22 protein-coding genes are annotated in these 22,338 nt (G+C 55.9%); 10 read left to right on the top strand and 12 right to left on the bottom strand.

Features of this window, described 5'->3' with window-relative positions; all coding sequences use genetic code 11:
- Nucleotides 1–3: 3 nt before the first annotated feature.
- The 3 genes from MKZ35_RS18240 to MKZ35_RS18230 form a co-directional block, all read right to left on the bottom strand.
- Nucleotides 4–915: a toxin-antitoxin system YwqK family antitoxin gene (locus tag MKZ35_RS18240; RefSeq protein ID WP_482514612.1), complete on the bottom strand. Its 912-nt coding sequence runs from the start codon at nucleotides 913–915 to the stop codon at nucleotides 4–6.
- A gap of 225 nt (nucleotides 916–1,140) precedes the next feature.
- Complete coding sequence (gene htpG / locus MKZ35_RS18235; protein ID WP_482514611.1) at nucleotides 1,141–2,985, bottom strand: molecular chaperone HtpG; 1,845 nt, start codon at nucleotides 2,983–2,985, stop codon at nucleotides 1,141–1,143.
- A 463-nt stretch (nucleotides 2,986–3,448) separates the two neighbouring features.
- The gene (locus tag MKZ35_RS18230) at nucleotides 3,449–3,892 is read right to left on the bottom strand and encodes a hypothetical protein (RefSeq protein WP_482514610.1); all 444 of its coding nucleotides are present in this window, start codon (nucleotides 3,890–3,892) and stop codon (nucleotides 3,449–3,451) included.
- Nucleotides 3,893–4,280: 388 nt separating this feature from the next.
- Here MKZ35_RS18230 and MKZ35_RS18225 point away from each other — a divergent pair, with 388 nt between their 5' ends.
- The 10 genes from MKZ35_RS18225 to MKZ35_RS18180 all read left to right on the top strand — a co-directional run bounded on the left by MKZ35_RS18225 (nucleotide 4,281) and on the right by MKZ35_RS18180 (nucleotide 14,248).
- Nucleotides 4,281–4,625 (top strand): hypothetical protein, encoded by a 345-nt coding sequence (locus MKZ35_RS18225; RefSeq protein WP_482514609.1) that lies wholly within the window; start codon nucleotides 4,281–4,283, stop codon nucleotides 4,623–4,625.
- Between the two features lie 127 nt (nucleotides 4,626–4,752).
- Entirely contained in the window at nucleotides 4,753–6,633 is a 1,881-nt protein-coding gene (locus MKZ35_RS18220) for a TonB-dependent receptor (RefSeq protein WP_482514608.1), read from the top strand.
- Complete coding sequence (locus MKZ35_RS18215) at nucleotides 6,627–7,124, top strand: hypothetical protein (RefSeq protein ID WP_482514607.1); 498 nt, start codon at nucleotides 6,627–6,629, stop codon at nucleotides 7,122–7,124. The genes MKZ35_RS18220 and MKZ35_RS18215 overlap by 7 nt, the downstream gene beginning before the upstream one ends.
- Nucleotides 7,125–7,201: 77 nt before the next feature.
- On the top strand, nucleotides 7,202–7,765 hold the full coding sequence (locus MKZ35_RS18210) for a hypothetical protein (protein WP_482514606.1): 564 nt from the start codon (nucleotides 7,202–7,204) through the stop codon (nucleotides 7,763–7,765).
- A gap of 165 nt (nucleotides 7,766–7,930) precedes the next feature.
- Nucleotides 7,931–10,384: a TonB-dependent receptor gene (locus MKZ35_RS18205; protein ID WP_482514605.1), complete on the top strand. Its 2,454-nt coding sequence runs from the start codon at nucleotides 7,931–7,933 to the stop codon at nucleotides 10,382–10,384.
- Between the two features lie 16 nt (nucleotides 10,385–10,400).
- Complete coding sequence (locus tag MKZ35_RS18200) at nucleotides 10,401–11,336, top strand: cation diffusion facilitator family transporter (RefSeq protein ID WP_482514604.1); 936 nt, start codon at nucleotides 10,401–10,403, stop codon at nucleotides 11,334–11,336.
- Between the two features lie 218 nt (nucleotides 11,337–11,554).
- Nucleotides 11,555–12,820 carry an MFS transporter gene (locus tag MKZ35_RS18195; protein WP_482514603.1) on the top strand — a complete coding sequence of 422 codons (1,266 nt, stop codon included), beginning with the start codon at nucleotides 11,555–11,557 and terminating at the stop codon, nucleotides 12,818–12,820.
- A 64-nt stretch (nucleotides 12,821–12,884) separates the two neighbouring features.
- Nucleotides 12,885–13,286: a hypothetical protein gene (locus MKZ35_RS18190; protein WP_482514602.1), complete on the top strand. Its 402-nt coding sequence runs from the start codon at nucleotides 12,885–12,887 to the stop codon at nucleotides 13,284–13,286.
- 110 nt (nucleotides 13,287–13,396) lie between these two features.
- Nucleotides 13,397–13,846 (top strand): DUF6526 family protein, encoded by a 450-nt coding sequence (locus MKZ35_RS18185; RefSeq protein WP_482514601.1) that lies wholly within the window; start codon nucleotides 13,397–13,399, stop codon nucleotides 13,844–13,846.
- A gap of 99 nt (nucleotides 13,847–13,945) precedes the next feature.
- Nucleotides 13,946–14,248 (top strand): DUF4286 family protein, encoded by a 303-nt coding sequence (locus MKZ35_RS18180; protein WP_482514600.1) that lies wholly within the window; start codon nucleotides 13,946–13,948, stop codon nucleotides 14,246–14,248.
- 140 nt (nucleotides 14,249–14,388) lie between these two features.
- On the opposite strand, the gene MKZ35_RS18175 is transcribed toward MKZ35_RS18180, so the two are convergent.
- From MKZ35_RS18175 to MKZ35_RS18135, 9 genes are all read right to left on the bottom strand, one after another.
- Nucleotides 14,389–14,889 (bottom strand): GNAT family N-acetyltransferase, encoded by a 501-nt coding sequence (locus MKZ35_RS18175; protein WP_482514599.1) that lies wholly within the window; start codon nucleotides 14,887–14,889, stop codon nucleotides 14,389–14,391.
- Nucleotides 14,890–15,080: 191 nt separating this feature from the next.
- Nucleotides 15,081–15,314: a hypothetical protein gene (locus MKZ35_RS18170; protein ID WP_482514598.1), complete on the bottom strand. Its 234-nt coding sequence runs from the start codon at nucleotides 15,312–15,314 to the stop codon at nucleotides 15,081–15,083.
- Nucleotides 15,315–15,458: 144 nt separating this feature from the next.
- Nucleotides 15,459–17,657 carry a prolyl oligopeptidase family serine peptidase gene (locus tag MKZ35_RS18165; protein WP_482514597.1) on the bottom strand — a complete coding sequence of 733 codons (2,199 nt, stop codon included), beginning with the start codon at nucleotides 17,655–17,657 and terminating at the stop codon, nucleotides 15,459–15,461.
- Nucleotides 17,658–17,908: 251 nt separating this feature from the next.
- Nucleotides 17,909–18,583: a hypothetical protein gene (locus MKZ35_RS18160; RefSeq protein ID WP_482514596.1), complete on the bottom strand. Its 675-nt coding sequence runs from the start codon at nucleotides 18,581–18,583 to the stop codon at nucleotides 17,909–17,911.
- 148 nt (nucleotides 18,584–18,731) lie between these two features.
- Nucleotides 18,732–19,961, bottom strand: coding sequence for a hypothetical protein (locus MKZ35_RS18155; protein ID WP_482514595.1), 1,230 nt, complete (start codon nucleotides 19,959–19,961; stop codon nucleotides 18,732–18,734).
- 23 nt (nucleotides 19,962–19,984) lie between these two features.
- Nucleotides 19,985–20,191, bottom strand: a complete 207-nt coding sequence (locus MKZ35_RS18150; RefSeq protein ID WP_482514594.1) for a hypothetical protein — start codon at nucleotides 20,189–20,191, stop codon at nucleotides 19,985–19,987.
- A gap of 111 nt (nucleotides 20,192–20,302) precedes the next feature.
- Entirely contained in the window at nucleotides 20,303–20,938 is a 636-nt protein-coding gene (locus MKZ35_RS18145) for a hypothetical protein (protein ID WP_482514593.1), read from the bottom strand.
- 187 nt (nucleotides 20,939–21,125) lie between these two features.
- Nucleotides 21,126–21,797 carry a hypothetical protein gene (locus MKZ35_RS18140; RefSeq protein ID WP_482514592.1) on the bottom strand — a complete coding sequence of 224 codons (672 nt, stop codon included), beginning with the start codon at nucleotides 21,795–21,797 and terminating at the stop codon, nucleotides 21,126–21,128.
- A gap of 59 nt (nucleotides 21,798–21,856) precedes the next feature.
- Nucleotides 21,857–22,312, bottom strand: a complete 456-nt coding sequence (locus MKZ35_RS18135) for an Imm30 family immunity protein (protein WP_482514591.1) — start codon at nucleotides 22,310–22,312, stop codon at nucleotides 21,857–21,859.
- Nucleotides 22,313–22,338: the final 26 nt, after the last annotated feature.

The following is a 22,338-nucleotide window of genomic DNA, read 5'->3' as shown; positions in this document are numbered from 1 at the left end:
CTCTTAATTCCGCTTTGAACCCGGCCGATCCGTAACGGCGTCCCGCTTGTCGAGCTTATCTTTCTCGTATACCAGCACTCCGTTTCGGTTATACTCCTTATGTAGCACTGGTTCCTTCACCTCCGGGTCGTAGCCCGTTTCCCCGTAGAGGTATTGATAGTGACGGCGGTTGCGGAAACCCCAGTACTTCGACCAGTCCCCTACTTTCTTGCCGTTTTCAAACTGTCCATCCCAGTCCTTCTGACCGTTTTCCAGAAAACGGGCGTATTCGCCTTCCAGCTTACCGTTGTAATAAGGAATTATCTCCTTGATTTTGGTACGCTCCGCATCGTAGTACGTGATTTCAGCGTCGCGCGGAAAGCCTTTCTCGTAGTGAATCTTGGTTAGTAGAATGCCTTCCCGATTGAACCGCTCCCAACGCAAGTGCTTCGCTCCTACCGCGAAATAGCCCGTTTCTACTATTTTGCCACCCTGCATTTTCTTGTAGGGCCCATGCAGCACTTTATTGTCGCCGGGGTCTACGCCGGCTCTGTCCTGCACAATCCGACCCTTGCGCGCATCGAAATAGTAGCGCGTAGGCACATACGGATCAATAGGTTTGGGTGTGCGCATGTAATAAAACTGCTCCGTAATCTGATTGCGCCCCTTCGCCCCCGACTTCACGTAGGCCTTCTTGATGGGCTCCCCGAGAAAGATGTTCTTCTTCTTTTTTGGCTTGCGCTCGGCGGCTTTTTCCTTCGCGCGGGCAGCCCGCGCCTCCTCTTTAGTGAGCGTTACCTGCTTGGCAATCTTCCCACCGGTCGTATCGCTATTCTGAACCAGGGAATCGGACAGCGCACTCAGCGCCGGGTCATCGGCTTTGCTGTTAAAGGAAACGGTTTTGCGAGTGCAGGCACCGGCAGCCAGCCAAAGCAAAACCAACAGAACAAGTGAAAAGCAGGAAAAGCGCATCAATGAAACAGGCAGTATTCAGAGCCTCGAACGTAAAGATAACCTGATTTGGTGCCCGGCTTAAATTTGCCCCCCGAGGCTGCCGGAAAGTAGCCCTTTCACTGTAGCAGACTCCACCAAAAACAAAACCCGCTGACCAGTAAAGGCAGCGGGTTTTGTACTACTTAAAACTACGTGTGCTATTTAGTACTACTCGGTGGCCAACAGGTCGGTGCTACGCTTCACAAAGGCAGTTAGCGCTTCACCCTTCAACATATTCTGCGATAGCAAAGCCAGATCGAATGCCTGGCGCACCAGCTTGCGGCCGGCTTCTTCGTCGGCCTGCAGCACCCGCTGCGTAATGGCATGGTTGGCGTTGACGCTCACGGTGTAGCTATCCGGCAACGAGCCAAACATAGCCATTCCGCCCCCGCCGCCCGTGCGCTGCATATCCTTCATACGGCGCATAAACTCGGGCATCGTAATAATTACGGGCGCTTCCTGCGGCGACAAAGCATCTACCTGCACATGCATCTGCTCGTTGCTGATGGCTTTGGCAAACAGCTCCTGCAAGCGTGTTTTGTCGTCGTCGCTGAGTACGCTTTCGGTCGTTTCATCCTTCTCGATGAGCTTACCGATGGTATCAGCATCCACGCGCTTGAACGTAGTTTTTTCAAGCTTCTGCTCCAGCTGACCGATAAAGTGCGGATCGAGCACAGCTTCCAGCTGCAGCACATCGTAGCCACGGTCTTGAGCGGCAACTACGTAGCCATGCTGGGCTTCGGCATCAGTCGTATAGAGAATAACGAGCTGGTCGTTCTTGTCCTTCTGATTAGCCTGTACAAACTCCTGGTATTCGGTAAGGGTGAAGAATTTGCCCCCCACGTTCTGCACCAAGGCAAAATCCTTGGCTTTGTCGTAGAACTTCTCATCCGACAGCATCCCATACTTCACGAACATGCCAATGTCCGACCACTTCTGCTCATAGCCAGCGCGGTCTTTCCGGAACAGCTCGCCCAGCTTATCAGCCACCTTCTTGGTGATGTAGGTATTGATTTTGCGCACGGCCGCGTCGGCCTGCAGGAAGCTACGCGACACGTTCAGCGGAATATCCGGCGAGTCGATCACGCCGTGCAAGAGCATCAGGAATTCGGGCACCACGTCTTTTACCTCATCGGTAATAAACACCTGCCGCGAGTACAGTTGAATCTTGTTGCGCTGGAATTGCAGCTCGTCCTTCACCTTCGGGAAGTAAAGAATGCCCGTCAGATTAAAGGGGTAATCAACGTTGAGGTGAATCCAGAACAGCGGCGCCTCCGAGAACGGGTACAGCTCCTGATAGAACTTGGTGTAGTCCTCATCGGTCAGTTCGGCCGGCTGCTTGGTCCAGATGGGCTGCGTTTGGTTGATTACCGTGCCCTCAAACTCTATTTCGATGGGCAGAAACTTGCAGTACTTCGTCAGGATGGTGCGCAGGCGGGCCTCTTCCAAAAACTCGTCGGAGTCGGCGGCTACGTGCAGCACTACATCGGTGCCGCGCTCGGCTTTCTCGTGCTCACCGCTTAGCTCTTCGAGCGTAAACTCCGTGCTGCCATCACAGGTCCAGTGAGCTGTCAGCGCGCCTTCCTTGTAGCTCTTCGACCAGATTTCTACTTGCTCCGCCACCATGAAAGCTGAGTAGAAGCCCAAGCCAAACTGACCGATAATCTGGTCTTTGGCGGCGGCATCCTTCTCCTTGTACTTCTCTACAAACTCAGTAGCGCCGGAGAAAGCAATCTGGTTGATGTACTTCTTGATTTCGTCGCCCGTCATGCCGAGGCCACGGTCCGAGATGGTGATTTTGCGCGCTTCTTTATCTACCGTTACGCGCACTTTCAACTCGCCCAGCTCGCCCTTAAACTCTCCGAGCTGTCCCAGGCTTTTCAGCTTTTGGGTGGCGTCCACGGCGTTGGATACCAGCTCCCGCAGAAAAATCTCATGGTCGGAGTAGAGAAACTTCTTGATGATGGGGAAGATGTTCTCGGTGTGAATCGAGATACTACCTGTCTCTTGCATAGCGCCTTAATAAATGGGTCTTAAAATGAAAACTAGACAGAATTGCAGGACTTGTAGGCCTGATTCCGTAAAGCAGCGAATTTCAAAACCTGTTCCACGCTCGTCGCGGCTGCCAGTTTGACACACCTATTACTGCTAACTTCAGGAGCGATGGCACAGTAAAAAGGGCAACTGAATTCAGCCGCCCTTTTCTTATATTCTTAAAAGCTGAGAAGCTCCAATTACGGATCAGCTACACAAATAGCGCATCAGCATGGGCTGAAGCTGGTTTTTTAGAGGCGGGACGAAGGGCAGCCACAACGCGGCGCAGTAGTCGTGCGGACAATGTTTTCATAGCGTGGGTGGTAAGAAGCTGGGGTGTATATCTTTATACTACAAAGGTCGGCAGTTGTTGTGCCCTGAATGTTCTCGAACTATTACGTTTGTATTGTGCCGGTGCCGGGAGTAGCAGCTGGGGGGCTTTTTAGGAGGCTGATTGCCATTCAGCCATCAAGGCCAGCATATGAATGGGCGAGCTGGTTAGCCAATCCAGCGCCGAGCCCGAGTCGGCAAAAAACTGCACATCGAAGCGGGTAATATGATGGCCAAGCCCTAGCAGGCTTTCTACTACCATCTGATTATAAGTCGCGGAAGGAGGAACCACCACGGCTACCTGCTGCACCGATTGAGCCGCTACCCGCGGAAACCAATTCACGCCCACCCACATCTGCTCTTTCATGCTCAGATCGGGCAAGCCGTTCATATCCACGAGTACGCGCTTGATCTGGTGGGTTTGTATCAGGTCAGCCAGGTAGTTCATGGCTTGGGCAAAACTGTGCAAAGGGTTTCCACCGTACCACTGGTAGCGCAGCAGGCACAAGGATTCATCATACTGCACGCGCAGACAATCGATTTGAGCAAGTATCATCTTGAATGTAAAAGCGAGAGGCTTTCTAAAATGCTAAAAGTAAAGCAAGGATTACAAGTAGCGAATTGCTTGCCAGTAATTTACAGTTTGCAACCTCATATCTTATTTAATTCTGCATTCGGAAAAAACAGCAAGTCTATACATACCGATAAGATCATGGATTTACCTTTTTAAGCAAAATTTAAATATTTCCCTTCTTCAATTAATCTAATAAGCTGAACTGATATAAATCCTGAGCGCCTGGTGATCAACCCCTGTGTTTATTCAGTCTATCTTACCTTGTTTTGTAGCGTTTGTAGTTGTCTGACAGTAATTAAAAATGTGTCTTATCAACTACTTATCGTTTTTCACGTACTTTTGCCTCACTGTTTCTGACACATTGTTGCAAATGCGGACCTTGCGCTCCCGTCTGGCTCTATTGCTGCTGCTCTGCTTTACGCGGGTGCTACTGCCCGACGCGTGGGTATTAGCCTTGCACCAACACGAGCACACGCAAGAGGAACCCGCCCGGGCCACCCGCCTCGATAAGGCCCAGGCTAAAGCCTTGCTCACGGCCCAGCACCAGCATTGCCAGATCGACCATTTTTACCACGTTCCCTTCTACTCAGCACCGCCCCTAGAGCTGCCCATTGCAGTATCTTTTGCGGACAGTGAAGTATTGGGGGGCATTTTTAGCGAAGCGCACCGCGCTTCCCAAACCGCACACCTGCGCGGGCCGCCTAGCCGGGCTTAACCACGTTTACCAGCCGCACTCTTGTTGAATTTGCCCTCCATGGGGCAAATCTGTCCCTATACTTTCCCCGCCAAGCGGGTTGATAGAGGCGCGGCTGCCGGTTCAGTTAATCCCGGTTTCCCTTTTTATGTCTTCTCTTTTGCCAAGCCGCTTCCGGCTCCTGGCGCTGCTGTGGCTACTCAGCGGCCCGCAGGCTGGGTGGGCGCAATCGGCCTGCACGCTTTCTCTGAGCGGCCGCCTGACCGACCACGAGTCGCGCCAGCCGCTGCCCGGAGCTACCGTCCGCTTGCTCGATACCGAGGAAGTAGTGGCGTCCGATGCCAGCGGCAACTACCATTTGCACGTGTGCCCCGGCGTTTACCGGCTGCAAGTCACGTTTTTGGGCTACGAGCCCGAGACGCTGGAAGTGCGGGTGAACAGTGCCGTGATTCGGGATTTTAAACTGCATCCGTCGGCCGTGGCTCTGCGCGGGGCACTGGTGCAGGGCACCCGCGTAGCCGAGCAAGTACCCCAGGCCACGGGCACTATTACGGGCCGCGAGCTGCAGCAAACGCGTGGACAAAGCCTCGGCGAAGCGCTGCAAAAGATCAGCGGTGTGACGGCCATCCAGACCGGCCCCAGCATTTTCAAGCCCCTGATTCATGGCTTACACTCCAACCGCGTGACCATTCTCAACAACGGCGTGCGCCAGGAAGGCCAGCAGTGGGGCCAGGAGCACGGCCCCGAAATTGACCCATTTATTGCTTCCCAGCTCACGGTGATAAAAGGCGCGGCCAGCGTGCGCTACGGCTCCGATGCCATCGGGGGCGTGGTGCTGGTGCAGCCCAAGCCCCTGCGCGACTCGGTGGGCACGGGAGCTGAGCTGAATTTGGTGGGCATGAGCAACAATGGCATGGGAGCCGTTTCGGGATTGGTAGAAGGCAACGTGCGCCAGCTGCCAGCCCTGAGCTGGCGGGTGCAGGGCACGGCCAAACGCGCCGGCACAGCGCGCACGCCCGATTATGTTATTCCGAATTCAGCTTTTGCGGAGTATGATTTTTCGGGCGCTGTGGGCTGGCGCAAAAGTGGCTATGGGGTAGAGGTTTTCTTCAGTCAGTTCAACACCAAGCTGGGCATTTTACCGGATTCGCACCTGGGCAACCAAGCCGATTTTGACCTGGCCGTGGGACGCGGCCGCCCGCTGGTGCCGCAGGATTTCAGCTACGCTATTGAGCGGCCCTACCAGCAGGTGCGCCATGATTTGCTCAAGCTCTCGGGCTTCGTGCGCACGGGCACGGCGGGTCGGCTCACAACTACGCTAGCCCACCAAACCGACGTGCGCGACGAGTATGACCGCTACCGCCCGCGCAACGACAACCGCGCCCGCCTCAGCCGCCCCGAACTCAGCTACACCAATCGCACCACTACCGCCGATTTAGTGTGGGAGCACAGGCCTCTGGGCAACTTCGCGGGCAGCGTGGGGCTAAGCGGCACCTACCAAAGCAACCGCTACGATGGTCGGCCCTTCATCCCTTTCTATACTAATAAGGTGGGGGGCATTTTTCTGATCGAGCGCTGGCGCAACAAGCAATGGCAGCTCGAAGCCGGCCTGCGCCTCGACCGCCGCGACCTGGAAACTCAGCGGGCCATTGGCAACTCCGGCAACTTCTTCGTGGCTACCGACCGCTTTCAGTACACCACGCCGGCGGCCTCGCTGGGGGGCATTTTTGATGCTGATCCGCACCTCACGCTGAGCGCCACTGGCAGCCTCACGCGTCGGGCCCCCGCCGCTAATGAGCGCTTCAGCAATGGCGTACACAACGGCCGCTTTGATATTGGCTACGACGTAGAGCGGCCCGACGGCGTGTCGCCGCTGGGCCCCGAAACCGCCTGGCACGCTGGCCTGACCGCTACCTGGCACGACAACCCACGCTTCAACGGGGAAGTGAGCGTGTACCAAACTTACATTCAGAACTATATCTACCAGGTGCCGGTGCTGCCGCCCCACTCAATATTCGGGGCGTGGTAGCCACGTTTCTGTTTCAGCAAACCGATGCGCTCTATCGGGGCATAGATGCGTCGGGCAGCTACGCGCTTACGCCGCAATGGCAGCTGGCGGGCAAAGCCGCCGTGGTCCGGGCCCGCGACCAGCGCTTGAATGATTATCTCATCTTCACGCCCGCCGACCGGGCCGAGCTAAGCCTGCGCCACGATTGGCGTGAGCAGACGGGTAGCCGCTTCAGCCAGCGCTTCGCGCAACTTGGCGCCTACGGTGTGGCCCGCCAGACTCGCATCCCAACCGAAGTGCTTGACTACGCGTTGCCGCCCGCGGGCTACGTGTTGCTGGGAGCCGAAATCGGGGCGACGGTGCGACTGGGCCGCTTGCCCCTGGATGTGAGCCTAGCCGGCTCTAACCTACTTAACCAAACCTACCGCGACTACCTCAACCGCTTCCGCTATTTCACCGCCGAAATGGGCCGCAACGTGACCCTGCGCCTGCGCGTGCCGCTGAACATTTAATAGTGGCCATTTACCATTTAACAACTCTGGCATTGCCTGTCTCACTTCTCATCTCTCACTTCTTAATTTCTAAAAACATGAAAAATCACCTGTTCAACAAGTCGCTGATTGGCCTGCTAGTGGCCGCTCCTTTCTTTGTTTCCTGCGACGACGATGGCGACGGCCCAACGCCCGACGAAAGCAACGAGCAAATCACAACCGTGCGCTACGTGCTGACGCCTACTACCGGCGGCAATACCGTGACCGTAGAATACCGCGACCCGGACGGCGACGGCGGCACTGCCCCCACCATCGGCAACCTGACATTGGCCCCGAATACGACCTACACCGGCCGCCTTACCTTACTCGACGAGACAAAAAGCCCCGCCGAGGACATCACCAAAGAAATTCAAGACGAAAGCGACGAGCACCTGTTCGTGTTCACACCCACGGGCACCAATGTCGCCGTCACCATCACCGATCGTGACGCCAAAAACCTGCCTATCGGCCTGCAAACCCAGGTGGTAACAGGCGCCGCTAATGCAACGGGCACCACCGGCAGTCTGCGTATTGTGTTGCGCCATCAGCCTGGCACTAAAGACGGTACACCGACATCCGGCGATACCGATGTGGAAGTGAATTTTCCAACGGCCGTGCGCTAAGAATATTTCAGGCATAGGGTGGCCGGCTGCAAACGGTCATCCGCTCTTTTCTCCTGGTTTGGTTTTGGAGAATCTGGGGAAGACACCGGTCATTGGCCGGTGTTTTCTTTTCATATACCAACCGTAGCACAGCAAGTCCGTATTTTGCTCTCTGAATTCCTTCTTATGACGCGTATACTTCTGACCGCGGGGCTGTTATTGCTATCGGGGGGCATTTTTGCCCAAACTTCGGCCCCTACTCCTGCGTCAACCGCTGGCCGCGCTTTAGCCGCTCCGCTCATTGGGCGCGTGGTAGACCAGGCCAGCGGCGAGCCGCTCCCATCGGCCACCGTACTTTTTCCTGATCTACGCCGGGTTACGACAACGGGCCTGGATGGCAATTTCCGCTTCACCAACTTGCCCAAAGGGCGTTTTCTGATGCAAGTGCGCAGCTTAGGCTACACTACCATCGTGCGCACCGTCGATACCGGCACTGGTCAGTCGCTTGATGTTGCGCTCGTGCCGGCGGCTACCGAAATTGGGCAGGTCGTGGTTACGGGCGTATCGGCGAGCACGGAGATGCGCCGTTCCCCGATTCCTACCACCGTCGTGAGCCGCAGCCAGCTGAATCAGGCGGCGGCCACTAACGTTATTGATGCCATAGCGCACACGCCCGGCCTCTCTCAAATCACGACCGGCGTAGGCATCAGCAAGCCCATTATCCGGGGTTTGGGGGCCAATCGGGTGATAACCCTGAACAATGGCGCCCGCCAGGAAGGTCAGCAATGGGGCGACGAGCACGGCATCGAAATCGACGAAGCGGGCATCGACCGCGCCGAGGTTATTAAGGGTCCTGGCAGCCTGCTCTACGGCTCCGACGGCCTGGCCGGCGTGGTAAACTTTGTAGCTCCTGATCCGGTGGAAGAAGGCAAGATCATCGGCTCGGTAGCCACTAACTATCAGACCAACAACAGCTTATTGAGCTACTCGGCAATGAATGCCGGCAACCTGAACGGCCTGAACTGGCTGGTCCGCAATAGCGGCAAAATAGCCAGCAACTACCGCAACCCCTACGACGGCCGCGTGTTCAATTCCGGCTTCCGCGAGCTGAATGGCAACGGCCACATTGGCCTGAATAGAAGCTGGGGCTACTCGCACCTCACGCTCAGCACGTTCAATCAGATTGTTGGCTTAGTGGAAGGCGACCGGGACACCACTACGGGGCAGTTTCTGAAGCCCGTCGCTCGCGGCGTCGATAACATCATAGGTGAGCCTCAAAACGACGCCGCCCTGCGCACCTACACGTTGCAGGTGCCGCGCCAGCAGATCAATCATCTGCGCATCGGCACCGAGAATAATTTTATTTTCAACCAAAGCCGCTTGACGCTCAACGTAGGCTGGCAGCAAAACCTACGCCGCGAGTTTGGCAACCCAGCCGACTACTACGAGGAGTCGCTGTTCTTTCAGCTCCGCACCATAGACTACAGTTTGCGCTATTTTTTGCCCGAAATGAACGGCTGGAACACCACCATTGGTACCAGCGGCATGCAGCAGCAAAACATGAATAAAGGCGTCGAATTTCTCATCCCAGCCTATCAGCTTTTCGATGCCGGGGCATTCGCTGTCACCAAGAAGACCTTTGGCAAGCTCGATCTGAGCGGCGGCTTGCGCTATGATTGGCGCCGCATCGAGGCTGACAACCTTTACCTCAATGAGCAGGAGCAGCCCGTACCCGCACCAACCGGCGAAATGAAGTTTCCGGGCTTCGTGAGCACTTTTCGGAATGTATCGGGTAGCGTGGGGGGCTCTTTTGCGGCCACCGAAAAGCTTGTACTAAAAGCCAACGCGGCCCGTGGCTTTCGGGCTCCCAATATTGCTGAGCTAGGCTCTAATGGCATTCACGAAGGCACTATTCGCTACGAAATCGGCAACCCCGGACTGAAGGCCGAAACCAGCTTTCAGCTCGACGCGGGCGCCAGCTACGAAACCGAGCACGTCGGCCTGCGGGTCGATGCCTTCCGCAACCAGATTCAGAACTACATATTTCCCCGCCGCCTGCCCAGCGCAACTGGTATCGATTCGCTTTCGGCCGACGGTGACCCCGTTTTCGTGTATGGTCAGGGCGATGCCCGCCTGCTGGGGGGCGAAATCACCCTCGACATTCACCCCCACCCGCTCGACTGGCTGCACTTTGAAAACAGCTTCTCCGTGGTGCGCGCCCGGGAGCGGAACCAGCCCGACAGTCTGCGCTATCTGCCCTTCATCCCCGCCGACCGGCTCCAATCGGAGGTGCGCGTAAACTTCAATAAAGCGGGCACTCACTTGGCAAATTTCTACGCCCGCGCCGGCATTGAGCACACATTTGCCCAAAACCGCTTCTTCTCCGCTTTTGGCACCGAAACCCGCACGCCCAGCTACACGCTGACCAACGCCGGAATCGGGGCTGATGTGGTGAACCAGCAAGCCAAAACGCTGTTTTCTATTTACTTAACGGGCACCAACCTCTTCAACGTAGGATACCAAAGCCACCTGAGCCGGTTGAAATACGCAGCCTTCAATCCAGCAAACGGCCGCTCGGGCGTGTTTAATATGGGTCGGAATGTGAGCGTGAAGCTGGTAGTTCCGCTGATATTTAAGTAGACTATACAAGCAGTAAATGGCCCATCACCACCACGATCATACGCACGGTCATAGCCACGACCACCATCACCACGGCCCCACCGACGGCAACTTCGGACGGGCATTCGGGATAGGTATTGGGCTGAATCTGGCCTTTGTAGTGGTGGAGGCAGCCGGTGGACTGTGGGCAAATTCTTCGGCGTTGCTCTCCGATGCGGGCCACAACCTGAGCGATGTGCTGAGTTTGGCGCTGGCCTGGGGTGCTACTCGTCTGGCCCAAAAGCCGGCCTCGGAGCGCTACACCTACGGCTTGAAAAGCGCCACTATTCAGGCGGCGCTGCTCAATGCGGCCTTGTTGTACGCCGCGCTGGGCATTATCCTTTGGGACGCCATCGACCACCTGCTCCACCCCACCCCCGTCGATGGGCGCGTGGTGATGGTGCTGGCGGGTATCGGCATTCTGGTTAATGGCTTCACCGCCTGGCTGTTTCGGAGCGGACAAAAGGGCGACGTGAACGTGCGCGGCGCTTACCTCCACATGCTCACCGACGCGCTGGTGTCGGCCGGGGTTGTCGTGGGGGGCGGATTGGTGCTCTGGACGGGTTGGCTACGGCTGGATGCGCTGATTAGCTTCGGTATTCTGGGCCTGATTGCGTACAGCTCGTGGGGCTTGCTGCGCGAAACCGTGCAGCTCAGCCTGCAAGCCGTGCCGCCCGGCATCGACATAGCCGCAGTGCGTCAGTTTTTGCTCGCCCGCCCCGGCGTTACGCAGGTCCACGACCTGCATGTATGGCCCCTGAGTACCCGCGATACCGCGCTTAGTGCCCACCTCGTGCGCCCAGGCGGTGCTAACAATGCTTTCTTAAAGGAGTTGCAGGCGACATTGCAGGCTCAGTTTGGTATCAGCCATTGCACCGTGCAGGTAGAGGATACGGTGCCGGTGGTAGGTAGCCACGGCGGCTGCGAGGAGTAGCGCGCAAGGAATCATAGCTGTAACGCGAAGCGGTGCTTCGCCTCGCGTTGCTTAGCTGCATAGCTCACTGAAAAGCCCCCTGCGTTAGTCGTTCAACAAGCGAAGCACCGCTTCGCGTTACAGCCAAGATTTCCCAGCGCGGAACCGCTCAATACAGCTGGGGGCTTTTTCCCAAAAAATATTCACCTTCACCAAACCTTAACCTCACTTTCGCCCTCATGAGCAAGCTTGCTGCCCCGGCTCCACTTTTGCCCCCCAATACTAAACCCGCTTCTGTGTTTAGCGCGGTGGTAATTGTGGCGGCCTTGGGCTACTTCGTGGATATCTACGACCTGATTCTGTTCAGCATCGTGCGCGTCCAAAGCCTGAATGCGTTGGGCGTAACGGATAAAGCCGCCGTCACCAGCCAAGGGCTTTATCTGATCAACATGCAGATGGGCGGCATGCTGCTGGGGGGAATTTTGTGGGGAATATTGGGTGACAAGCGAGGCCGGATTTCGGTGCTGTTTGGCTCTATACTACTTTATTCCTTGGCCAACATTGCCAACGGCTTCGTGCAAACCATCGATCAATATGCCTGGCTGCGGCTTATTGCGGGCATCGGCCTAGCCGGAGAATTAGGCGCTGGCATTACGCTGGTGGCCGAAAGCCTGCCCAAAGAAAAGCGCGGCTACGGCACCATGATAGTGGCTACGGTCGGCGTATCGGGGGCGATGCTGGCGTACTGGGTGGGCGAGCGGTTTGGCTGGCGCAACGCTTACTTTATCGGCGGCGGGCTCGGACTTGCTTTGCTGTTATTGCGCGTAAGCGTCTACGAATCAGGCATGTTTGAGCAAGCTAAGCGTAGTGAGGCCGTACGCGGCAGGTTCCTGGACTTATTCACCAACGGCCCGCGCCTGGCCAAATACATTAAGTGCCTGCTAATTGGGGTGCCGCTGTGGTTTGTAGTCGGCATTCTGATAACGCTGGCCCCGGAGTTTGGTCGGGAGCTGGGGGTGCAGGGTGAAGTAACGGCCGGCCTGGCGGTATTCTGGTGCTATTTCGGACTGGTATTCGGCGATTTTGCCAGCGGCGGCCTCAGTCAGATGTGGCGTAGCCGCAATCGGGCACTTCAGGTGTTTCTGGTATTCTGCGGGCTTATGGTAGCCGCCTACTTGTTTGGCTTGCGCGGGGCCAGCACTACCACTTTCTATACGGTGTGCTTCGTGTTGGGCTTTTCTGTGGGCTTTTGGGCTTTATTTGTGACCGTCGCGGCTGAGCAGTTTGGCACCAATCTGCGCGCCACGGTAGCTACTACAGCCCCCAATTTCGCCCGCGGCTCCGTGATAATTCTTGCCCCTACGTTTCAGTTACTCACTGGGCCACTGGGTCTTATCGGGAGCGCGGCCGTGCTGGGAGTTATATCGCTGCTGATAGCTTTCTGGAGTGTGAGCACCCTGCCCGAGAGTTATGGCAAAGACCTTGATTATCTGGAAGTTTCCTAAACAACCAGTAACTTTCTAGGATAGGGCAGCGTTTGAGGGCTATACAATTGTTTCCTCCTCTAGCATGAAAAAATTAGCGAGTATCCTCACTTTAGTTGGTATAGCCTTTCTAAGCCAGTCGGTGCAGGCGCAGGCCCAAACCACGGCCGACACGGCACAGCTGCGGATTCAGCAGCAGCAGGAAGCGCTCAAAACCAATGAGCAAGCCCTGAAAGAGCAGCGCAAGGAGCGCGAAAAAACGTCCGACGCGCTAGATGATCAGCGCGACGATATGCGCGAGCAGAAGAAAGAAATGGACCGGCAGAAAGCGGAGATGAACGCCACCCGCCGGGAACAGAAACGGCAGATTTCGGCTCAGGAAAGCCAGCTGAAAGCCACCAAGCAAAGCGAAAAAGCCCGCCAGGCCGAGTTGAAGGCCGAGAAGCTCCGTATGAAAGCGGAGCGGCAGCGCTCAAAAGCAAACTAGTAGTGCTGCAGCCCTGCTTCTTTCCGTAGGAAATAGCTTACAATTTTAAAAACTCCAGCCCGCAGGCTGGAGTTTTTTATGCTTACACATTCACCTTTCATTTACGCTTTATGGCCGACCTGCCTACCAAAAACACCGCTCGCTATTACCCGCTGCATCACTTTATATTGTTGCCGGCTGCCCTCGTTATGGCCTTCTACACCGGCAGGCGCTACGCCGCCGTAGCCGGCGACGATTCCGAAATTTCGCGTATCTGGTTTTCCTTGATGGTGCTGGCCGTGGTAGGACTGGGCGTGCTGGTCATGCTACGTCAGCATTATGCCCTTACTTTGCAGGACCGCCTGATTCGGCTGGAAGTGCGGCAGCGCTACTTTGAGGTCACAGGCCAGAGCTTGCGCCCCCTGGAAAATCAGCTTTCACTCAAGCAGATTTTGTCGCTGCGCTTCGCCGGCGATGCCGAGCTGGCCGGCTTGGTACAGGCAACTATCACTGAAAATTTGCCCCCCAAAACCATTCAGGCACGTATTCAGAATTTCCAATTCGACCCTATGCGGGTGTGAATGAAATGGTTGTATGGCTAAATGGCTAATTGTTCAACGAGACATTCAATAAGCAGTCATTCAACCATTTAACGGTTTAGCCATTTAACCATTTACATCATGATTCTTTACAATGTAACCAGCAGCATCGAGCCAGAAATAGCGGACGAATGGCTGGCTTTTATGCGCGAAACCCATATGCCGGAGGTAATGGCTACTGGTTTCTTTGTTCGTAGTCAGCTTTGCCGCCTGCTCGATGAAGAAGAGGGCGGCGTCACCTACGCGGCGCAGTACTACTGCCACAGCCTGGAGCAGCTCGAAGAATACCAGCGCGTGGCCGCCCCCGGCTTGCGCACCGACCTCGAAATCCGCTTTCCCGGTCAGTACGTTTCCTTCCGAACCGTATTAGAGGTCATGGACTAGGCGGTGAATGAGTGAATGAGTAAGTGAGTGAACGGGCCTAGTAGCAGTTCTCGACCCTATCGAAAAAGCCCCCCAGAGTCATCCAGGGGGCTTTTTGTGTTCAAAAAATCACTCACTCACTCACTCACTCACTCACTCACTCACCGATTGCCTACCGCTGCCTCCGCGGCGGGGGCGCAGGAATAGACCTGTAATTGCTCGGCGGTGAGGTTGCCGTTGAGCCACTCCGGGTCGAGGTTGGCTCCAATTTTTTTGTAGAAGCCGATGGCGGGCTCATTCCACTCCAGCACCTGCCATTTCATGCGGTTAGCGCCCGTAGCCCGTGCCTCGGCCACCACCGCGTCGAAGAGCAGCTTGCCGAGGCCCGTACCGCGCAGCGCCTCCGTTACCACCAGGTCTTCCAGAAACAGCATTCGGCCCTTCCAAGTGGAGTATGCGGTGTAGTACAACGCTATTCCCACGATCTGCTGGGGGGCATTTTCGGCCACAAAAAACTTAAAAATGGGGTCGGGGCCGAAACCGTCGCGCTCCATATCAGCTAAGGTGTTGGTCACCTCGTGCGGGGCACGCTCATACTCAGCTAGTTCCTGAATAAGGGCCAGCACTTGGGGCAAATCGGCACGGGTACCACGACGAATCATAACGCTGCGCTTATATAAAGACGGAGGAATTACTTAGTGCCCACTAGAGCATGTGGAGAGTAGCGCGGAACGGATTTCCGCATTACTGTTCATCCACTAAAGAATCGGGGTAAGGCGAAATGACGGAAACGAAGATGAGCAACGACAGGCGGCCATTGCTCATTCTTCATTCTTCATTAAGTGCAGCGTGCTTACATCTGAGGCTGCATGTTCTTGATATCTTCCGTAGCGTTGACGGCGTTTATCTCGCGGGGCACGTTGGGGTCGAGCTTGCCGCCGGTGGTGTCGGCGGCGGCGGGAATGGGCGGCAGGGGCTTCACAGCCACATTCTCATCCATGTTCTTATAATCCGGGTTCTTGCACGAGGTCACGGATAGGGTCAGGGAAGCGCCGGCCAACAGACCGAGCACAAGCGTTTTCTTCATAAACAGCCAAATAAGGCGGGCAATTGGGTTTCGGGCCGCAAGATACAACGCGACCCGCGAAAGGTTAGTACGAAAAAAGCCCCCCAGCGGCTATTCCCTCTTCCGCTCGTTGTAAGCTGAGCCGCTGGGGGGCTTTTTTCGCACTTATTTTCCGTAGGGATTCAGGCCCATGCTGTAGTAGGTAAAGGCCCACACGTCGGCCCACTCCTGAATCTGGAGCTTGGTGCTTTTGCCCGCCCCGTGGCCCGCATTCACGTCTACGCGGATGAGCTGCGGGTTGGCGCCGCCGGCTTTTTCCTGCAAGGCAGCCGCAAACTTAAACGAGTGGGCCGGCACCACCCGGTCGTCGTGGTCAGCGGTAGTAATCATGGTGGCCGGGTAGTCGGCGCCTTGCTTCAACGTGTGCAGGGGCGAGAAGCTGTAGAGATTCTGAAACTGCGCGTAGTTGTCGGAGGTGCCGTACTCGGGTGCCCAGTTCCAGCCGATGGTAAACTTCTGGTAGCGCAGCATGTCCATCACGCCCACGGCTGGCAGGGCCACGCGTGCCACATCGGGCCGCTGAATCATGGTGGCGCCCACCAGCAAGCCCCCATTCGAGCCGCCCGCAATAGCCAGGTGCTTGGGCGAGGTGTAGCTCTGCACCGACAGGTATTCGGCGGCGGCAATAAAGTCGTCGAATACGTTTTGCTTGTTGGGCGTCATGCCGGCTTTGTGCCAAGCCTCGCCGTACTCACCGCCCCCGCGCAGGTTGGCCACCGCCAGCACGCCGCCGTTTTCCAGCCACAGCATGCGCGCTACGCTAAAGGAAGGCGTCAGGGAAATGTCGAATCCGCCGTATGCGTAAAGGTAAGTGGGGTTTTTACCGTCGAGCTTCAGGCCTTTCTTATGCACGATGAACATGGGAATCTTCGTGCCGTCTTTGCTGGCATAAAACACTTGCGTGGTCACGTAGTCGTCGGGCTTCACATCTACCTTCGGGGCCTGAAATACCGTGCTTTGCTTGGTGACGAGGCCGTATTTGTAAATGGTAGTTGGGTAGGTAAACGAGGTGAAGGCGTAATACACCTCTTTAGCATCGCGGCGCCCGCCGAAGCCCGCGGCCGTACCAATGGCCGGCAGCTCCACGTCGTTCTGAAACTCCCCACTTTCGCTGTACACCTTCACCTGGCTGCTGGCGTCTTTCAGATACGTAGCAATCAGGCGGCTGCCCACCTGCTCCACATTGTCGAGCTTCTCGGTGGTTTCGGGCAGTACGGTTTTCCAGTTGGCCTGTTGGGGCTTCTTGGGGTCGATGAGCACCAGGCGGTACAAGGGCGCCTGGTAGTTGGTAAGCACCAATAATTTGCCCCCCACATTGCCCACTACCGAGTTGTTGTGCTCGTAGCTGCTGATAAGGATGGTAAACTTACTGGCCTGCTTGGGGTCGGTGAGGTCGCGCACAGCCAGGCGGTTGCCATCGGCCACGCCATCGGTGAGGCTGAGCACGAGGAACCGCTCATCCTCAGTAGTGCCCGCAAAGCGGAAGCCCAGCGGCATTTTTTTGTCCTCGTAGACCAGCTTATCCGCTTTTTGCGGCGTGCCGAGCTGGTGGTAATACACCTGATGAAACTCATTTTTGCCGGCCAGCTGGTTTTCACCCTGCTTGGGCGCGGCGTAGCGGCTGTAGTAAAAGCCGTCCTTGGCCCAAGCCACGCCTGACACTTTTACCCATTCCAGCTCATCTTTCAGCGGTTGGCGCGTTTTAAGGTCCAGCACGCTTACTTTCAGCCAATCGGAGCCGCCGCCCGACGTGGCGTAGGCCATATAGCGGTGGTCGTTGGAGAAGTAGGTGCCGCTCAATGCCGTGGTGCCATCGGCGGAGAACTTGTTTGGATCGAGTAGAACTTCCGGCTGGCTTTGGGGGGCATTTTTCTGCACGTACAGCACCGCTTGGTTTTGCAGGCCGTCGTTTTTGGAAAAATACAGCTGCCCGTCTTCCACCTGCGGCACGCCGTAGCGCTCGTAGTTCCAGATGGTGGTGAGCCGCTCCCGAATCTTATCCCGGAAAGGTATCTTCTCTAAATAGCCGAAGGTCAACTTGTTCTGGGCTTCTACCCAGGCTTTGGTTTCGGGCGAGTCCAGATCTTCGAGCCACCGGTAAGGGTCGGCTACGGGCGTGCCGTGGTAATCATCGACGTGGTCGGACTTGCGGGATTCGGGGTATTTCACGGGTGAGCTAGGTGGAGTAGCGGCTGCCATACGAGGGTTAGCCGAGTAAGATGTAGCTGACTTTGACTCGGGCCCCGCCGACCGGCAGGAAGCCAGGCACAGCAGGGCCAGCAGTGGATAAGGTGTAAGGCGCATAAGGTGTAGACAGGAGCGGAAGAGGCGCCGAAGATAACGGCCGTCTTTCTATTATAGCATATTAAGCTATGTTTTGTTGTAATATAATAAGTTCATCGGACTAAAGACGGGCTTGCTGTTATAGCGTCTGCCTGTCAAAACAGCTCGCGGGCATTGCCAGAATGGAATGTTAAGAAGCAGGTGAAGTCCTGCGCGCTGCTCCACATAATCGCATTTATAGGTCCGCAGGCTTACTGCTTGAGGCTCTGCCCCTACCCCCCGATTCGCCCAATCTTCGGAATCACCTGAATCAGGAAACGCTTATTGTTGCCCTCTTTAGCGCCACGGTAGCGGCCGGTGCCGTAGAAGCCGCTGCCCCCGATAATAAGCTCAATGTTGCTGTCCTGGCTGAAATTCAAGCCATTCTGTTTCCAGAAGTTTAATAGGTTCAGAGCACGCCGGTAGCTGAGCTGATACGTGAGCTGCTCTTGGGTGCGGTTGCGGGCATCCTCGCCGGCGTAGCGCGCCGCCATTCCTTCCACAATAACCAAGTAGCGTACGGGCTTCTCGGTTTTAATGGTTTTGAGCACAGAGCGCAACGTTTTGCCTGCCTGCAGCAAAGCCGGTTTATACGCATCCTGAATCTCATCCTGCCCCGCCTTGAACTGTACCGGCACCAGCAGCTCGTGGCGCTCCAGATTCGGGTCGTAGCGGAAGTATTTGCCTTCCAGCCGCTGCAAGGAGCGCCGAATTTTGGTGATTTGCTCCAGCTCTTCGGCTTTGGCTTTCAGCTCGCCATTGGCTTTTTTGAGGTCGTTTTCGCGGTCTTTAAACAGCTTAAAGCTGTACACAAACAGCACCAGCATCACCACAAACAGCGACGTCATCAGGTCCACGTAGCTGGGCCAGAAGAAGTCGTTGGAAGAGCGGTTTTGAGAATCCTGCATAATATTCTGTAACACCAAGCTCCCGCTTAGTGAATCGTTTTCTAAAGCGCATTGTAGCGCGAACTTTTAGTTCGCGTATCGTGAATAAGCAGCCGGAAGGTAGTATCATCCAACGATACGCGAACTAAAAGTTCGCGCTACAATGCGCTTACTGCGGCTTCACGCCACCAAACAAACTATCCATGGCGCGCTGCATACGGTTTTTGGCCGTAGCTTTTACCAATACTTCGTTCAGGACAGAAAGCTCCATCAGAATTTTGGCTTGAATCTGCGAGTCCATCTCAATTTTGCGCATCAGCTCGCGCTGGGTAGCCGTCACGTCGCGGGAGAGGTTTTTCTGCTCGGCGTCCAGGTTTTTGAAGGGCTCCAGGTAGTGCGTGATGCGGTCGAATACGTTCTCCTCGTTGAGGCGCTGGAAGTATTGGCCCCACTTTTCGTAGGCCTGTTGGGCGTCGCGCTCGTGGAAGCTGAGGCGCTGCTGCATGAGGTCGGTGAGGCGGCCGGTGGCTAGGTCAAAGTACTGCTCGGTGCGGGCGGCCACGTTGTTCATTTCCTTTTCGTGGCGCTGGAAAAAGTCGAGCTGGTGCTGAATCAGGTTGTCGTGCTGGCCGATGTACTGACCCACGTTGTTGATACCGCGCTCAAAGCCCGTCAGGCGGTCCAGAATACTGCTGACGGCGGTAGCGGTGGCGGTGCCTTCCTCCAGCATCTGATTAAGCCGCTGCTGGTAGCCCACGAACGAACCAAACAGCTCCGCCGATTCCCGCACCTTATCGAAAACGGCTAGGTTGGCATTCGCCATCTTATCAAACCCAATCTCATTGAGCTTGACCAGGAAATCACGCTGCACTTTCACGTTCTCCGTCAGCGTCCCGATGATGGGCTCAAACAGCGTGACTTTGCCTACAAAATCCTGATTAAACGCGTCCAATACTCCTTTAAGCGTAGACAGGCTGTTGGCCATATCGTTGTGCAATACGGGCAACAGGCGAGCTTGCAAAAATGTGTAATACCTGTTCTGACCTTGTTCGAGCTGCTGGTTGGCCTTGCGCACCAGGCCATTGCCCAGCAACGTCAAGAGCAAGCCCACGAAGCTGCCGGTCATGGCAATGAGGACGCCGGTAAGGAAGGGCGTCAGCGCATCTTCGTCGGCTACCCCATTGCGGGCAATGCCCACCAAGCCCAGAATTACGCCCAAGAACGTGCCCAGCAAACCCAGATACAAAGGCGTGGCCACGTTGGCCTGCACCTCGTTTTGCAGCACCTGCGACTGCCGCTCCGAAATATCTTTCAGGATACCGAAGTCAGACGCCGCGCCTTTATTGTGGCGTAAATAATCGTTGGTATCAGTCAGGATTTCCTGAAAGTCGGCGGGCACGGCATCCGCCCGAATCAGGTCGATCAGGTAAGCGTCGGCGGGCGCGTTGGCGGCGTAGGGGGCAAATCTTCGCCCGCTGGCGTTATGAGGCGGCGCTCTACGCGCAGGGTGTTTTTGCTTGGGTAAAGCCGCGTAAGGCGCTCTGCCTGGGCGCGGGTTTGCAGGAATGTGCGTACCTGCAAGCCCACTACCACGAGCACAACGATTATTTCAAGAACGATTTCGAGCATCAAGCAAGAGTTTGTAGAAACACGCACCGCCGCGTTTGGCATACGCGGCGGTGGAATGAAGGCACGAATACGACCACAAAGAAACAACGCGCAATGCGTTGAGGTACGTTCCTACTCGAAATGAATAGCGGCCTTCTGCTCAATCTGCCAGGTGCCGTTGCTTTTAAACAGGGTTCCCTCCTCGTCCGTCACAATGCGTGAAACGGGCGTACTGGGCTGCTGGTAGCGGCAGGCTTCGCGCAGAGAATATTGCGCGCTTTGGATGGCATAGGCGTGCACGGCGGTGTTGGACGTAATGCGAAACGTGGCGCGCTCCGGGCGCTGGGCATCTACTTTTATCTCGTAGATGCTGTCGTGCTGCGGTTGCTCCTGCAAGTCGTAAGCGCTAAAACCGCCGTTCACCGGCACTTTTACATAGTAGCGCGTAGGCGCCAGCTGGTCTTCCTGCTTAGCTGTCGGAGTCACTTCCGACCAGGTAGCGGGAGTAGGCAGCTGCACAGGCGGCACCAAGCTATCGAAGTCATCACGCGGGGCGGCAGCGGGCGGACCAGCAGGTATTACCAGAACCGGAGGAGCAACCTGAGCTTCAGCCATTGGCGCAGGTGCGGTATAGGTTGGTGCTGGGGGCGTCACGGGAGTCAGCTGGCTCTGCTCGGCCACAGGAGCAGCTGGCGAAGCGACGGGAGCCGCCGAAGCCGCAGGCGTTGCTGGCGCTACAGCTACTAGCCGCGCCGGAGCGGGCTGCATTGAGGGCTTGGGGGCAAATTTTGGGCTGCTGTCTTATTTTGAGCCAATGCTGCGGCTACGCGTTGCTCCACCAATTTCTCGATGTCGCGCTGTAGCTCGGGCGTCAGTTTTTTAAGACTCGGACTGTCCGTTGGCATTGCCAGCTTTACCGCTTCCAGCGCACTGCGGTGACGTTCGGCGCGAGCGTTCAGGGCCTTAATATGACCGCGCTGCAAGGCAAAAGCACCAAGCTTAATAGCGAGAACACCAACGCAATAGGAGCAAAAAGCTTACTCATGGTGCTTTCCGCAGCGTAGGTGCGCGGGCTGCTTACGCTCGTGCCGGTCGGTAGCGCCACGCCTACATCGGAGTCCACTGTGGTGTCGGCCAGGGATGCGGTATCAGCCGCTTCTTCGGCTACGAGGTCAGCACCTGTATCACCCAATGGCGTACCGTTCTGCACAAAGCTTTTTAGGCCGGTTTCCAGGGCCGTCAGTCGCTGCATGCGAACCGGGTCGTTGGTGCGGGCTGGGTTTTTAAGCCGAGTGATAATTTCAGTGGTGAGCTTGTTCAGCCGCGCCTCATCCGTAGCCAGACCGTTATAAATTGCCCCCCGCTCCAGTGGTTTATACAAACGGCTGAATACACTCTGCTTGTCGGCTTTGATACTGTTCTCAAACGCCTGTAAGCTACCGTCGCAACGCAACGTGCTCTTAAGTTCAGATACGCCAGTATCCTCATATACAAACTTGGCCGTGGCGCACCAGATTTGCGTTTTGGCTTCGTCGAGAGTGGGTTTGCCTAGCTCTGTTTGGGCGAAGCTAACTGTATTCAGCAACAGACCGGTGAACAGAGCAATAATGCGGTAGGAAAGGATCATAGAGGTAGCGGAAAATGCTAGTCGACTAAGTCAGCGAGTAAGTTATTGTCGGCTTTTGCTTAAGCAAGTACTTCTTTCACTTTAGCTTCGAATTCTGCTGGGTTCTCAGCAGCTACTTTATGCAGCAGCTTGGCAATTATTGTCCAAGTAGGTGTCTCTACTCTCTCTAGGCTGGCGTGTAAGAGTTGTACATCACTGGTTCGATGCAGAAACCGACTTAGCATAGTCTCTGCCCATTCTGTAGCATGTGGGAGCATGAGCGGTATCGACTCAACAAATTTATCAGTAGCTACTTGTGGGCTAGAAATAGTATGGTAGTACTCTATCGCATGAATCAGCCCGAACATCACTTCATGATGTTCGGTTTTATCATCGAACCCTTGACATAGCACAGGAATGTGTTCCACATTTTTAGCGGCCAAGATCTTTTCTATTGCATCCTCAAATAGAATGTACTGACCATCTTCCTGCATCAGTCGATTCTCACGCATCTTATGCGCTAACTTTTCTATCATACTCATCGCAATAGGATGATTCAGAT

The sequence above is a fragment of the Hymenobacter sp. R533113 genome (assembly GCF_056835965.1).
Note: the sequence above shows the minus strand (reverse complement) of the source record. Positions and strands in the feature narration are given on the sequence as shown.

Excerpts from the sequence above, each read along its gene's own strand:
- MKZ35_RS18210 (WP_482514606.1), top strand. The coding sequence starts at position 7,202 with ATGAAAAATCACCTGTTCAACAAGTCGCTGATTGGCCTGCTAGTGGCC.
- MKZ35_RS18135 (WP_482514591.1), bottom strand. The coding sequence starts at position 22,312 with ATGATAGAAAAGTTAGCGCATAAGATGCGTGAGAATCGACTGATGCAG.
- MKZ35_RS18180 (WP_482514600.1), top strand. The coding sequence starts at position 13,946 with ATGATTCTTTACAATGTAACCAGCAGCATCGAGCCAGAAATAGCGGAC.
- MKZ35_RS18145 (WP_482514593.1), bottom strand. The coding sequence starts at position 20,938 with ATGCAGCCCGCTCCGGCGCGGCTAGTAGCTGTAGCGCCAGCAACGCCT.
- MKZ35_RS18185 (WP_482514601.1), top strand. The coding sequence starts at position 13,397 with ATGGCCGACCTGCCTACCAAAAACACCGCTCGCTATTACCCGCTGCAT.
- MKZ35_RS18175 (WP_482514599.1), bottom strand. The coding sequence starts at position 14,889 with ATGATTCGTCGTGGTACCCGTGCCGATTTGCCCCAAGTGCTGGCCCTT.
- MKZ35_RS18220 (WP_482514608.1), top strand. The coding sequence starts at position 4,753 with ATGTCTTCTCTTTTGCCAAGCCGCTTCCGGCTCCTGGCGCTGCTGTGG.
- MKZ35_RS18140 (WP_482514592.1), bottom strand. The coding sequence starts at position 21,797 with ATGATCCTTTCCTACCGCATTATTGCTCTGTTCACCGGTCTGTTGCTG.
- MKZ35_RS18160 (WP_482514596.1), bottom strand. The coding sequence starts at position 18,583 with ATGCAGGATTCTCAAAACCGCTCTTCCAACGACTTCTTCTGGCCCAGC.
- htpG (WP_482514611.1), bottom strand. The coding sequence starts at position 2,985 with ATGCAAGAGACAGGTAGTATCTCGATTCACACCGAGAACATCTTCCCC.
- MKZ35_RS18225 (WP_482514609.1), top strand. The coding sequence starts at position 4,281 with ATGCGGACCTTGCGCTCCCGTCTGGCTCTATTGCTGCTGCTCTGCTTT.
- MKZ35_RS18200 (WP_482514604.1), top strand. The coding sequence starts at position 10,401 with ATGGCCCATCACCACCACGATCATACGCACGGTCATAGCCACGACCAC.
- MKZ35_RS18230 (WP_482514610.1), bottom strand. The coding sequence starts at position 3,892 with ATGATACTTGCTCAAATCGATTGTCTGCGCGTGCAGTATGATGAATCC.
- MKZ35_RS18150 (WP_482514594.1), bottom strand. The coding sequence starts at position 20,191 with ATGCTCGAAATCGTTCTTGAAATAATCGTTGTGCTCGTGGTAGTGGGC.
- MKZ35_RS18165 (WP_482514597.1), bottom strand. The coding sequence starts at position 17,657 with ATGCGCCTTACACCTTATCCACTGCTGGCCCTGCTGTGCCTGGCTTCC.
- MKZ35_RS18170 (WP_482514598.1), bottom strand. The coding sequence starts at position 15,314 with ATGAAGAAAACGCTTGTGCTCGGTCTGTTGGCCGGCGCTTCCCTGACC.
- MKZ35_RS18195 (WP_482514603.1), top strand. The coding sequence starts at position 11,555 with ATGAGCAAGCTTGCTGCCCCGGCTCCACTTTTGCCCCCCAATACTAAA.
- MKZ35_RS18190 (WP_482514602.1), top strand. The coding sequence starts at position 12,885 with ATGAAAAAATTAGCGAGTATCCTCACTTTAGTTGGTATAGCCTTTCTA.
- MKZ35_RS18205 (WP_482514605.1), top strand. The coding sequence starts at position 7,931 with ATGACGCGTATACTTCTGACCGCGGGGCTGTTATTGCTATCGGGGGGC.